We start from the raw sequence: 12,221 nt of genomic DNA, 5'->3' as shown, positions 1-12,221 counted from the left end.
TGCGGGCGCCCACATATCGAGCCGGACAAAGGACTATACAGTGCAAATCCCGATGGCAGCCGCAGGCCTGTACGCCCTGGCCACGACGCCGGCCCCGGGTCCCGGGAACGAAGGGCTGAGGCCAGGGCTGGATGCGGATCAGGTAACTCCCGGATTCCTGGGTTTCGCGATGACGGCGTTCATGGTCATCGCAGTTGTCCTGCTCATGGTTTCCATGACCAGGCGAATCCGGCGCGTGCGATACCGGGCGCAGTTTGAGCAAGGAAGCGAACCCGTTTCGGCAGGGACGGACGACAACGCCCCCAGCCAGCATGGGATCAACAGACCCGAGGCGACCAACGGAACCGGACGGGGCGGCGAAAGCCCCGGACGGGACTGAGGCCGCGGCTCCCGCGGCAGGCTAAGTCGTCCAGGTCCTCGGTGGTTCCCGCTGATCACCTGGCCGTGAAGGCTATGGCGGACATAGCCCCGGCCGGGGGACATTGAGTGGCGATGTCCGCCGCCCTATTGTCCCTGGGAGCCGTCGCGTGGATTTTTTAGTCAAACGGTTGCTCCGGGTGTGCCCCGGTCCACACCCGGTACCTGTCTCCTCCTATAGGGCTCATCTTCCTATTCCTCTCCTGAAGGACCTTTGCTAGACCAGCCACGGAGACGCTCTGGACTTCCGACGCATGTCCGGAAGGCCCTGCCGCCTGGGTCCACTTGGTTTCCGGTCGCTGACCGCTAACCCGGTGCCACGGCTCCTGTAATGAGGGATTTGAGGATGCTCTGGTCGGCCAGGCCCAGGATCCGCGCCGCGACTCTGCCTTCTCTGTCCAGAACGAGTGTGGAAGGGACAGCCTGGGGTGGAACGTACTGGGACATGGCCAGCAGGATGCCCCCGTCTTTGTCGTGCATGCTGGGGTAGGTGACGCCGAAGGTCCGTTCGAATGCGGCGGCGGTAGGTTCCTCATCACGGATGTTCACGCCGAAGAAAGAGACGCCTTGTGTTTTGAACTCCCTCGATAGCGCCTCCAGCCGTGGAGCTTCGAGCCTGCACGGCGCACACGCGGCGTACCAGAAGTTCAGGACGATCACTTTTCCGGCCCAGTCGCGGGAGTTCACGGCTGTCCCGTCGTACAGTTGCCCCGTCAGCACCACCGGGGGTTTCCGTTCGGCTGCAGCATATTCGGTGACGGAGCCGTCCCCGGCGATGTAGTTTTTGTTGTCACCGGCGCTGGCCTGCCGGGCGAGGGTATCCGTGGAGCCGCAGCCCGCGAGCAAGGGCAGGCCAAGACCAAGTATTCCCAGGGAGAGAAGACGGCGGCGGGGTAACCCGGCCCTTTGCACGGGTCCTGGGGCAGCGGGTGGGGCCGTCGAGGGGCGGAACTCATGCATGATTTGTCCTTTGATAAAGGCCGATGCGAAGTTGAATGGGGTCGCGGAAACGTGGGACCCGCAGGGCAGCGGTTGCGGCGGTCGCCGGTGTTCTCGAATGTCAGTTCTCAGGCTCGTCAGGGCGTCTGCTGAATGGGACACCGTGATCGGCCTGAGCGTGGCGTGTTCCATCTCCGTGTCCCTAAGTGCCAATAAAGCGATGGGGAGCGGGAGTAGGGGAGCGGGCTTTGCGCATCACTGCTGCCCCCCGGTTGTGCGTGGTCCGTGCAGGTGTTCGTGGTTCGGCGCCTCCAGCTGGGCGTCGGTGAGGCTGTCGAAGGAGCTCGCTTCGTTCCGGTCGCTGCGTGCGAAACGGACGAACATGAGGATGATCAGGGGCACGTCGACATGAGGGTCCCGATCATGGACAACAGGGTTGTCTTTCCCGACCCGGAGGGCCCCATCACGAGCACAATGTCCCCGGCATCAACGCTGAGGGAGACGTGGTCCACGGCGGTCACCGCCGTGTGGCCGGCCCCGAAGGTCTTGGACACGTCTTCGACCGAGACGACGTTCATGCCCGGAACACTTCCGCCGGGTCAATGCGGGCCAGCCGGCGGACCGGCAGCAGCGAGGACACCACCGCCATGACCAGGGTGACGCCGAAAATCCAGGCGGCATCGAGCCACCTAATTTCCGTGATGAACTCCGGGACATAGATTCCCGCGGCGGAGCTGACGACCAGGGCCAGAACCGCACCGACGAGGTACCCGAGCACGGCCGCGGCGACCGCCTGCTCCACCACGACGGTGTAGAGCTGGCGGTTGCTCACCCCGATGGCCTTCAGAACCCCGTACTCGCGGGCTTTTTCGATGGTCGAGGTGAAGATGGTCAGGCCGATCACGGTCATGCCCACCGCGATTCCGATCAGCAGCAGGACCAGGATGATCGGCAGGAACGTGTCACGGACGATGTTCGTATTGTTTTCCACGAACCTGTCCTTGGTGATGGCATCGACCGCCGGGTCGGCTTCGATCCGGGACGCGACGCCGGCAGCGTCCGCGTTCGCTTTCAGTGTGACGAGGAAGAAGTTGGTCGCTCCGGGCAGTTGGAGGATGCTTTCGGCGTCGTCTTTGGTGGCGAACGCGAAGGAGAAGCTGAGGATGTAGCCGCCCTCGGAATAGCCGGCGACTTTCAGTTCCCTGCCGGCGACCGGGATGGTGTCCCCGATCCGGATGTTCTCGCTGCGTCCGACCACCCCGTCAATGATGATTTCGCCCTTGTCCGGGACGGCCTTGCCCTCGACCACCCGGGCGGGCGCTCCGACGTTGTTCTCCGTGTCGTCGGCAATAACGTAGAGGTTGATGTCCTTGCCGTTGTGCGCGAACGCCACACGGCGCCCGCTGAACGGTTTGGCCGAGGCAACCCCCTCAATGGCGGTGAGCTTTTCCCTGACGATCAGGGGCAGCACCGATGGGGTATGGAACATGTCCGTCGCGCCGGTCTGGGTAATCCAGTAATCGGCCGGCACGGTCCGGATGTATTCGCCGATCTTGTTGCTCCAGCCCTGGTACAGGCCCTGGATGCTCATGATCAGCAGCACGCTGAAAGCCACCCCGCCGACGCTGATCAGGAGCCGGGTCTTTTCCTGGAGCAGGTTCTTTATGGCCAAGAACAGCATGGCACCACTTCCCGGGTTGTATCCGGCCGCCCGGGCATTACAGCCCCTCCTGCGGTGTCCGCCCTCGACTGCCGGCGGTCCGCCGTCCGAAGCGAGGGACGAACCCGAGGACCTGGCGCCGGTAGGCGGCATACTCGTCACCGAACTCAGCCTCGACCATCCGTTCTTCCTTCCGGTCCAGGCGCAGGTACACGATGACCAGGACCGGGAACATGAGAAGGGTCAGCAGCGTGGGCCATTGCAGCAGGAACCCGGCCATGATGGTCAGGAACCCCAAGTATTGGGGGTGGCGCAGCCTTGCGTAGACACCGGTCACCGCCAGCCGGTGGTCCCGCTGGGCCGCGAAGAGGACCTGCCAAGACACGTATAGCAGGATGAACCCGGCCGCGATCAGCACGTTGCTCAAAATGTGCAGCGGGCTCAGGTGCGGATCCCCCTGCCAGCCGGTGAGATCCTGCCACAAATGACCCGAGTTGTGATTCAGGAGATCCCCACCCGGCATCCGGTTACCCAGCCATCCCGAGAGCAGGTAGATCGTCAGCGGGAAACCGTACATTTCGGTGAACAGCGCCACGATGAACGCCGAAAATCCGCCCAGCGCCCGCCAGTCCAGTTTCGTTCTGGGACGGACGAAACTGAACGCAAAAATGATGAACACGGCCGAATTGATGATCACCAGCCCCCACAGGTCATACCCGTAATCAGTGGACATGGCCGGCACCTCCTCCGGGCCCTGGCCGGGCAGGCCCTCCCCGGGCCTCCTGCCCGCCGTGCCCCTGATGGGAGCTGCCGTGTCCGCCGTGGCTTCCATGCCCGAACATACAAAAGCTCATCACCAGCACCACACCCAGATAGGGCAGTGCATCCAGGACATGGAGCCAGTGGTTGGTGATGAGGTAGATCGCCGCTGCGGTGATGAGGACTATCAGCAGCGTCTGTGTCCAGGGCTGTAATGGGCCGCGGGACGGAATCGGGCGGCGTGCTTCAGGGAGACGCGGATCAGGAAGACTGCTCATTCCTTGAGTGTTGACCCGCCGGGCCCTGTCCGCAAGGGCCTGACGGCCCCGAAGCCCACCGGAGGCCGACGCTGTGGGACCATTGCATATAATACCCCTAGGGGGTATTATATGGGTGTTGTCAGTGACGTGGTTTGTCCAGGCCCCCGGGCCGTTACAGCCGTTCATCCCCAACAGCCCCCCCCTTTACATCCACCCTCTCGAAGGAAAACTGACATGTGTGGAACCACCGAATCACGAACCCAACTCCCCCTGGCCTCCGCCGCACAGCACGGCTCCAGCTGCTGCTCCCCCGCCGCAGACACCCAGGCCGGGGCTTCGGCGACAGTCAAGGCGGAGCTCCACGCTTCCGGTGCGCAGTACGGCGTGGACGGGTTGACCTGCGGACATTGCGTTCAGACCGTTGAGAAGGCTGTGTCCGGCGTATCAGGGGTCCAGACCGCAACCGTCGATCTCGTCCCGGGCGGCACGTCCCGGCTGACCGTCACGGGCACTGCCGCCCGGGAGGCCCTGGCCGAGGCAGTCCGGTCCTCCGGCTATGCCCTGGCCGGCGCGAAGTAGCCATCCAATGGTTGGCTGACAGAGGGAGGCCCGGCTTTCCCGGGCCTCCGTGCTCCTTTGGCTTACCTGTTGGGTGTCAGTGGCCCGCAGTGTGGTCACCGGTATGGTCCACCGTGGGTACCGGGCCGGGGTTCACATCCCCCCCTGTGCCGCTGATGGCCGGGCCGATGACGAACGCGGACAACGAGAACATGGCCACGAAGACCAGCAGCCCCAGCACCGGGGCAATCCAGCTGCCGAACCGCCGGTAGAGGCGGATTAGCATGGGAATGGACGCCAGAAGCCCCAGTGCCCCGAACAGTACGGTGCCGCCGGATCCCGCGACCAGGGCGGTCCCGGCCAGCAGCCCGATATGGTGCAGGACGTGCGGCAGGAGCCCCATGATCAGGCCGACCGCGCCGACCAGCGTGTGCCACAGTGCGTGGAGCCTGCCCCTAAAGGTACGCGCTGCCGGAACCGATTCTCCGTGACCGGTGCCGGCGGCCGGATGCAGGTGGGAGGAATGGTCAGCTGTCACGGTCTCTGCTTCCCGGCGGCGTGAGGCATCCGGCCGGTCACCGGATTGCTCATACCTCACCACTGGTGAGCGACCGGACTACGAGCACCGGGCAAGTCGAATGATGAACGACCTGCGTGGACACGGAGCCGAGCAGCAACCCGGTGAATCCTCCGAGGCCGCGGGAACCCACCACCACCAGGTCGGCGTTCTCGGCCGCCTTCAGGAGCACGCCGGCCGTGCTGCCCTGGACAACATCACCGCTCACAGTCACTCCCCCGCTGTCCACCCGACTCAAGGCGTCGTCCTGAAGCCTGTGGGCGGCCTGTGGAAAGATCTCCGGATCATGGACCAGGCCTTCCATCCCGACCGTCACGGGCGGGTACTGCCAAGCAGTCACGGCCTGAACTTCTCCGTGGCGCAGCCGCGCCTCAGCGACTGCCCATTCCAGTGCGAAGCGCGAGGGGGCAGACCCGTCCACCCCCACCACGACCCTGAACACTTCGTCGCCGCCCATGAGCACCGCCTTCCACCAGGTTCTTCACAATGTTGCCCTCAGTGTGTCCCCCACGTGATTCTCACCGCAAGGGCCGAAGTTCCCGACAGCAACCGCACAGCGGCCGGCAGGCTCCAGGGCCATAGCGCAGTCAACCACAGTTCCACTCTCCGCGGCGGGTTGGCCGGATTCAGGCGGTTTCGAGTTCCTTCAGGGCTGCGAGGAGCCTGCGATCGGCGTCCGTGGCGACTTCGGAGACGGCAGGGGCGTCGCTGAGCTCCACCATGGTCTGCGGGTCGATGGTCTGGATGACGGTGGTGCCGGTGTCTGGCCCACGCCTGATGACGACGTTGCAGGGCAGCAGCAATCCCATGTCCGGGTCCGCGGCGAGAGCTTTCTGCGCCAAGGCTGGATTGCAGACGCCCAGGATGAGATAGTCGCCCAGGCCCTGCCCTGCGTCGGACCCGAGCTTGGCCTCGAAGGTGGCGCGGACATCGATTTCGGACAGCACGCCGAAGCCTTGCCCGGAGAGGGCTTCACGGGTCCGGGTTACTGCTTCGGCGTAGGGCAGGGCGACGGTGATGGTGTGTGCGTAGCTCATTGTTGTGCTCCTTCATCGCTGTTCTCATTTATGCAAAGGGCTTCGGGGTCGCCGTGCTACCGGGCTTCGATCAGGCCCATCATGCCGTTGTCCTCGTGGTCGAGGATGTGGCAGTGGTAGACGGTTTTGCCGGTGAAGTCATCGAAGGCGACCCGGACCCGGACGCTGCTGCGGGCCTGGACGTTGACCACGTCCTGCCACACGGGAGTGTCCACGGGCCGGCCTGCCTGTTCGAGAATCTGCATTGGCCACACGTGCAGGTGCACGGGGTGGTCCATCGGGCTCGTGTTCCTCAGGGTCCATTCCTCGACGGCGCCGACGGGGACGGTGGTGTCGACCCGGGCGGGGTCGAACGGCCTGCCGTTGATGGTGAAGCTCATCATCCCCGACCCCGCCCCACCGCCCATACCCATGCCCTGGGCGCCGCTGTTCATGCCCATGGCGAAGACCAGTTCCCGGTGCGCGGTCACAGCCACAGTCCGGAGATCCCGCGGTGCCGGCTGGGCCGGAACCGGTCCTACTGCGGCAGCCGGCGCGCCAGCAACGGCCAGGGTGGCCAGGACGGTCCCGTCCGGCCCGGGCGGGGGTTGCCCGCCTCCGTTGTTGCCGCCCATCATGGATCCTATACTGCCCCTGTCCACGGGCAGGGTGCGCAGCACGGCCGCACCCTCCGCCGCGGTGACCAGCAGGTCCGCCCGGTTGCCGGGGGCCAGCAGCACCTCCTCAACGTACCGGGGTTCCTGGTAGCGGCCCGAATCCACACCCAACAACTGCAGGAACTGGCCGTCCAGGCGCAGTTTCAGATACCGGGCAGTGCAGGCATTGATGATCCTCCACCGTTCACGATCTCCGGGCCGGGCGGCCAGTTCCGGGTTCAGCTGCCCGTTGACCAGGATCAGGCTCCCTTCCCGGCCCATCATTTTCTCCATCGCCGAGACGGCGGCGATGGAACCGCCACCGTCTAGGGAAATGTCAGAGATGACCAGGACCCGTTCCCTGCTGACCGGTACGGGCTGGGGGTCCTGGACGATGATCGCCCCGTACAGGCCGCCGAAGATCTGATCGGCCACGCTGCCGTGGCGGTGCGGGTGGTACCAGTACACGCCCGGCGGATGGTGTGCTGGCAGGCGGTACTCATAATCAAAAGACGTTCCCGGGTCAACCGAGACCAGCACGTTGTCGCTGTTGCCCTCGGGGGAGACGTGCAGGCCGTGGACGTGCAGGTTGGTCGGGCCCTCCAGCCGGTTCTCCAAGGCCACGTTCACCCGGTCCCCGGCCTTCAGGAACAGGGTGGGCCCGGGCAGGGACCCGTTATAGGAGAAGACGCTGGCGTCCCTGCCCGCCACCCGCACCCGGCCCTGGGCTGCTGACAGTTTCACCTGAAGGTGACCATCTGCACTGTGCAGGGCCTGCGGCTCACTGAGGTCCTGCCCGCCGGCAGCCTGAAACACGGCGCCCGTGCCCTGGCCCCACAGCAGGCCTGCCGCGCCCGTCACGCTCGCCACCGCCCCCGCACCTCCCAGGAACAGTGCACTGCGACGACTCAAAGGCTGCATCATGCATCGTCCCCGAGGACCTTGAGCCGTTCACGGTATTCTTCCGTGCTCAACTCTCCCCGGGCGTACCGTTCGTCCAGGATCCGGCGGCCCGCACCGGCGCCCGAAGCGGGCCCGGCCGTGCCGGGGCCCGCCCCGCGGCCGGTTCCGCCACGATTCATACCGCCGTAGAAGAACCGCGCGGCAAGGATCACCAGCAGCACGATACCGAGAATCAGAAGCCCCCAGAACAGCCAGGTCCAGCCCATCATCGAACCATATCCGCCCATCATTTTCCTTCTCCGTTCCTATGGCATCGGCTTCTATCCCGCCGCCCGCCCCCGGGAGCCGCGGCAGTTCGTGGCGGGGCCGGTGCAACGATGGCGAGCAATGACGCCGCCGTATCGGACCCTAAGGTCCAGGCCACAACCGGAGCGGGTCACACCTGCTCCCTCCGTGGGCTGGTTTTTCGGTGGTTGCGGCTCAGGCGAGGGACAGGAAGAGTTTTTCCAGGTCTTTCTTGTCCATGCTGGCATCTTCCCGGGTGATGCACTGCTCCAGGCCGGTGGCGATGATGGCGAATCCTGCCCGGTCCAAAGCCTTCGAGACCGCTGCGAGCTGGGTGACAATGTCTTTGCAGTCGCGGCCCTCTTCCAGCATCCGGGTGACGGCGGCGAGTTGTCCCTGGGCGCGCTTGAGGCGGTTGATAACCGGGGCGAGTTCTGTCGAATCAAGTTCCATGGCGGACTCCAGAGCTAGGCGGTGCTACCAACAATATACCCGTGCGGGTATAACGGCCAGCGCTGGGGCGCCTGCACCCGGGCGGCCGTCGACCGCTCGCAGGATACCCCGATGGGTATCCTCGCGTATTGGACGGCCCCCCGGAAACTCCACCATTGCCTTCACGACGGAGAGGCCCATGCTTATTGAGCGGTCGTCCTTATCTGGACCATGCTGCACGCCCGCTTCCCCGGCATCCCAAACCCGAGCGCAGCTAGGAACACCATGGATACGAACAGCAGGATCGAACAGGAAATCCCGGGCACCCATGACCGGCGAAGTGTTCATGCGGGATCAGCGCTGCCCAACCAGCACTCGAGGTTCCCTCAAAGACTCTCCTCGTCCTCCGGGAACCGGGCACAGTGAGACATGCCGAAGATCACGATAATGACCGAGGTCCTTGTGACAAGGATTTGAGGTTCCGCGCAACCGGCCGGGGTAGGATCGCTGCAGAGGGCGAAACCTACTAGTTCTTTTTCGCGATGAACACGGGGTGGGCAAAAGTGCGTCATTCGATGCGACAGCACCAGGCCTTTTCCAACGTGGCCACAATCACCGCGGTCCTATCGTTCCTCCTCGCCGTAACGGGCATTCTTGACCTGCCGATGACGTCTTCGCCAGCAACCGGACCTGGCGCTGTATCGCACACCATCGCGTCGTCCCGCACGGAAGCCGCTGAAGGCGTGAGCCTTCGCTACATCCTGTCCGGTGACACAGTTGTCGCTGCGAATAAGGCACCGGGGAGACAACCGGTTCCGTCCCGTACTGGACACTGCCCCATGAACCTGGGCTTGTCGGTGGCCTGCCCTGATGTGCTGTCGTCTGCCGTCCTTGCCGCATCAGTCCCGGGATCTCCCGGCAGCGCCCCGCCTGCCGATACGGCAGCACAGCCAGCCGGGGCGCTGCCCGAGGTTCCCGGGGCACCCCTGCACCCTGTATCGCTCATCCGGCTGTCCATCAGCCGCGTATAGGATACCCCTGCCGTCCGGACTTTTGATCGGGGGCGTCGACGTCCCGCCACTGTGTCCACGCATCTGGAGCGGACGCACTCCGGAACTAACCAGGCCGTCAGATCGGGAAACCTCATTTCCAGGCCTGTCACCACCGCTAATACCCGGCCTGCGCGCCACGAGAGCGACGGCTGGACACTTCTTCAACCGCTTTATCGAGCCCTGAGAGGAATTTCTGTCATGAGTAATAGGACACAAACCGCGGTCATGGAGGTGGCAGGTGTCCATTGGGCCTCGTCCAAGAGCATCGCCGAAGCCACGCTCTCCCGCCGGCCGGGCGTGCTCAGCGTGGAAGCGAATCCGGTCTCGCAGACCGCGAACGTCACGTTCGACCCAGACAAGACCTCCATCGCCGAGCTGGCCAGCTGGGTACGGAAATGCGGCTACCACTGCGCCGGGCTCTCCGTCCCGGACCACATCTGCGATCCCATGGCCGGCGTCAGCCCGGCCCCGTCGAAGGATCAGGGCCATACTCACGATGACCACACCGCCATGTCCCATGCCGGTCATCCCGGGCACGGCACGATAGCCGCCAAGGAACCCCAGGCCCACGCCGGGCACAGCGGGCCGGTCACTAGGAATGCGCAGGAGGTCATGGGTCATGGCGGCGGCCACGGCGGCATGTCGATGGCTTCCATGGTGCGTGACATGCGCAACCGGTTCGTTGTGGCAGCCACACTCTCGGTGCCGATTACCCTCTGGTCACCGATTGGCAGGGATGTCTTCGGGTTCACGGTCCCGGCCCCCTTCGGGTTGCGGGACGACGTCTTTGCTCTGGTTCTGTCTCTGCCGGTCATTTTCTATGCGGGCTGGATCTTCTTCGACGGCGCCTACCGGGCGCTGCGTGCCCGGACCCTGGACATGATGGTCCTCGTCGCCGTCGGTGTCGGGGCCGGCTGGGTCTACAGCCTGGTCGTCACACTGACCGGCGGCGGAGACGTTTTCTACGAAGCGGCCACCGTTCTGGCCAGCTTCGTCCTGTTGGGACACTGGTTTGAAATGCGCGCACGGGGCGGGGCCAACGACGCCATCCGGACGCTGCTGGAACTGGCCCCGGCCAAGGCACTGGTGATCCGGAACGGGGAACCGGTGGAAGTCCCCACCTCCGAGGTCATGCCCGGGGACCTGCTGCTGGTGCGCCCGGGGTCAAAAATCCCCACGGACGGTACCGTCGAAGACGGCGAATCCGATATCGATGAGTCCATGGTCACCGGAGAAAGCCTGCCGGTGGCCAAGAGCGTTGGCTCCAAAGTCATCGGCGCCACCGTCAACACCACAGGAACGCTAAGGGTCCGCGCCACCAAGGTCGGCGCGGACACAGCCTTGGCACAGATCGTCGCCCTGGTCCAGGAAGCCCAGAACTCCAAAGCCCCAGGGCAGCGCCTTGCCGACCGGGCAGCGTTCTGGCTCGTCCTTGTCGCACTCATCGGCGGCAGTGCCACCTTCGCGGTGTGGCTGCTGACCGGTGCCAGCCTCCAGACCGCATTGCTCTTTGGCATCACGGTTGTTGTCATCACCTGCCCTGACGCGCTGGGCCTGGCTACCCCCACGGCGATCATGGTCGGCACCGGCCTGGGCGCCAAGCGGGGCATTTTGTTCAAGAACGCCACCGCACTGGAAACGGCTGCCCGTATCGAAGCCGTTGTCATGGACAAGACCGGCACCCTGACCCAGGGCAAGCCGGAAGTCACCGACTTCATCGCCGTCGGCATCGACGAGGAGGAACTGCTTGCCCTTGTGGCCGCCGTGGAACGCGAATCCGAGCACCCCCTCGCCGCCGCCGTCGTCAACCATGCCGTGGGCAGGGGCGTACCCACACTGGAGGCCACGGAGTTTCGCAATGTTCCCGGCCACGGCGCCGGAGCGACGGTCCGGGGACGCCAGGTGTTTGTGGGCAACCGCAAGCTTATGGCCGCGCAGGGCATTGACATCGGCCCTGTGGCCGAGAAGCGGCAGGAACTGGCGTCAACGGGGCGAACGGCGGTCCTGGTGGCCGTGGACGGCCGGGCGGCAGGGGTTATCGCCCTTGCCGACGCAGTCCGCGCGACGGCAGCTGCGGCTGTCGCGGCGATGCACGAAGCCGGCATCGAAGTCATCATGCTCACCGGTGACAACGAGGCAACCGCCCAGCGCATCGCCTCGCAACTGAACATCGACACCGTCATCGCCGAGGTGCTGCCCGGGGACAAGACAGCAAAGATCGCAGAACTGCAGGCAGCGGGCAAGCGGGTCGCCATGGTCGGGGACGGCGTCAACGACGCCCCGGCACTGGCCCAGGCTGACCTGGGCATCGCGATCGGGGCGGGGACGGATGTGGCCATCGAGACCGCCGATGTTGTCCTGATGCGCTCGGATCCGCTGGATGTTCCCATCGCCCTGCGCATCGGCAAGGGAACGCTGCGCAAGATGCGGCAGAACCTGGGCTGGGCCATCGGTTACAACGTCATCGCCCTGCCCATCGCTGCCGGCGTCTTCTTCACCTCCCTGGGCATCAGGCTCAGCCCGGAAATCGCTGCGATCTCGATGTCCGGCTCCAGCGTCATTGTCGCCGTGAACGCGTTGCTGCTCAAGCGACTTCGCCTGCCGGAGCAGGGAGAGGCCACCGGCCGCACGATCAAGACTGAACCTGCCCCGGAGCCAAGCGGCGTCCGCTAAAGCCGCCCTGCGGCGCGTCCCCGTTACTTTCACC

At 65.1% G+C, this 12,221-nt stretch carries 16 protein-coding genes; 4 read left to right on the top strand and 12 right to left on the bottom strand.

Annotated features, from left to right (window positions below; genetic code table 11):
• Nucleotides 1–40: 40 nt before the first annotated feature.
• Nucleotides 41–379 carry a hypothetical protein gene (locus DAD99_RS18625; protein WP_375372274.1) on the top strand — a complete coding sequence of 113 codons (339 nt, stop codon included), beginning with the start codon at nucleotides 41–43 and terminating at the stop codon, nucleotides 377–379.
• Between the two features lie 344 nt (nucleotides 380–723).
• Here DAD99_RS18625 and DAD99_RS18620 read toward each other — a convergent pair whose 3' ends face one another.
• From DAD99_RS18620 to DAD99_RS18595, 6 genes are all read right to left on the bottom strand, one after another.
• On the bottom strand, nucleotides 724–1,377 hold the full coding sequence (locus tag DAD99_RS18620; protein ID WP_193342701.1) for a TlpA disulfide reductase family protein: 654 nt from the start codon (nucleotides 1,375–1,377) through the stop codon (nucleotides 724–726).
• Between the two features lie 234 nt (nucleotides 1,378–1,611).
• Complete coding sequence (locus DAD99_RS18615) at nucleotides 1,612–1,758, bottom strand: hypothetical protein (RefSeq protein ID WP_193342700.1); 147 nt, start codon at nucleotides 1,756–1,758, stop codon at nucleotides 1,612–1,614.
• Nucleotides 1,749–1,934 (bottom strand): ATP-binding cassette domain-containing protein, encoded by a 186-nt coding sequence (locus tag DAD99_RS18610; protein ID WP_193342699.1) that lies wholly within the window; start codon nucleotides 1,932–1,934, stop codon nucleotides 1,749–1,751. Before DAD99_RS18610 ends, DAD99_RS18615 begins: the two co-directional genes overlap by 10 nt.
• Entirely contained in the window at nucleotides 1,931–3,037 is a 1,107-nt protein-coding gene (locus tag DAD99_RS18605; protein ID WP_193342698.1) for an FtsX-like permease family protein, read from the bottom strand. The genes DAD99_RS18610 and DAD99_RS18605 overlap by 4 nt, the downstream gene beginning before the upstream one ends.
• Nucleotides 3,038–3,074: 37 nt before the next feature.
• The gene (locus DAD99_RS18600) at nucleotides 3,075–3,749 is read right to left on the bottom strand and encodes an isoprenylcysteine carboxylmethyltransferase family protein (RefSeq protein ID WP_193342697.1); all 675 of its coding nucleotides are present in this window, start codon (nucleotides 3,747–3,749) and stop codon (nucleotides 3,075–3,077) included.
• A complete protein-coding gene (locus DAD99_RS18595; protein WP_193342696.1) occupies nucleotides 3,739–4,053 on the bottom strand; it encodes a DUF2933 domain-containing protein in 315 nt (104 codons plus the stop codon). Before DAD99_RS18595 ends, DAD99_RS18600 begins: the two co-directional genes overlap by 11 nt.
• Nucleotides 4,054–4,269: 216 nt before the next feature.
• Between DAD99_RS18595 and DAD99_RS18590 the strand changes: the two genes are divergently transcribed.
• Entirely contained in the window at nucleotides 4,270–4,614 is a 345-nt protein-coding gene (locus tag DAD99_RS18590) for a heavy-metal-associated domain-containing protein (protein WP_193342695.1), read from the top strand.
• A gap of 76 nt (nucleotides 4,615–4,690) precedes the next feature.
• Here the strand turns inward: DAD99_RS18590 and DAD99_RS18585 are convergent, their stop codons facing one another.
• The 6 genes from DAD99_RS18585 to DAD99_RS18560 form a co-directional block, all read right to left on the bottom strand.
• The gene (locus tag DAD99_RS18585) at nucleotides 4,691–5,131 is read right to left on the bottom strand and encodes a hypothetical protein (protein ID WP_193342694.1); all 441 of its coding nucleotides are present in this window, start codon (nucleotides 5,129–5,131) and stop codon (nucleotides 4,691–4,693) included.
• A gap of 49 nt (nucleotides 5,132–5,180) precedes the next feature.
• Nucleotides 5,181–5,627 carry a universal stress protein gene (locus DAD99_RS18580; protein WP_193342693.1) on the bottom strand — a complete coding sequence of 149 codons (447 nt, stop codon included), beginning with the start codon at nucleotides 5,625–5,627 and terminating at the stop codon, nucleotides 5,181–5,183.
• A gap of 169 nt (nucleotides 5,628–5,796) precedes the next feature.
• Nucleotides 5,797–6,207, bottom strand: coding sequence for a DUF302 domain-containing protein (locus DAD99_RS18575; RefSeq protein ID WP_193342692.1), 411 nt, complete (start codon nucleotides 6,205–6,207; stop codon nucleotides 5,797–5,799).
• Between the two features lie 56 nt (nucleotides 6,208–6,263).
• A complete protein-coding gene (locus DAD99_RS18570; protein ID WP_193342783.1) occupies nucleotides 6,264–7,763 on the bottom strand; it encodes a multicopper oxidase family protein in 1,500 nt (499 codons plus the stop codon).
• Complete coding sequence (locus DAD99_RS18565) at nucleotides 7,763–8,035, bottom strand: SHOCT domain-containing protein (protein WP_193342691.1); 273 nt, start codon at nucleotides 8,033–8,035, stop codon at nucleotides 7,763–7,765. Before DAD99_RS18565 ends, DAD99_RS18570 begins: the two co-directional genes overlap by 1 nt.
• A gap of 190 nt (nucleotides 8,036–8,225) precedes the next feature.
• The gene (locus tag DAD99_RS18560; protein ID WP_193342690.1) at nucleotides 8,226–8,483 is read right to left on the bottom strand and encodes a metal-sensitive transcriptional regulator; all 258 of its coding nucleotides are present in this window, start codon (nucleotides 8,481–8,483) and stop codon (nucleotides 8,226–8,228) included.
• A gap of 554 nt (nucleotides 8,484–9,037) precedes the next feature.
• Here DAD99_RS18560 and DAD99_RS18555 point away from each other — a divergent pair.
• Nucleotides 9,038–9,493: a hypothetical protein gene (locus DAD99_RS18555; RefSeq protein ID WP_193342689.1), complete on the top strand. Its 456-nt coding sequence runs from the start codon at nucleotides 9,038–9,040 to the stop codon at nucleotides 9,491–9,493.
• Between the two features lie 219 nt (nucleotides 9,494–9,712).
• Entirely contained in the window at nucleotides 9,713–12,187 is a 2,475-nt protein-coding gene (locus tag DAD99_RS18550; protein ID WP_193342688.1) for a cation-translocating P-type ATPase, read from the top strand.
• The last annotated feature ends 34 nt before the right edge of the window (nucleotides 12,188–12,221 follow it).

It is taken from the genome of Pseudarthrobacter sp. AB1 (genome assembly GCF_014926485.1).
Lineage (GTDB): Bacteria > Actinomycetota > Actinomycetes > Actinomycetales > Micrococcaceae > Arthrobacter.
This window is presented reverse-complemented; position numbering and strand designations above follow the sequence as displayed.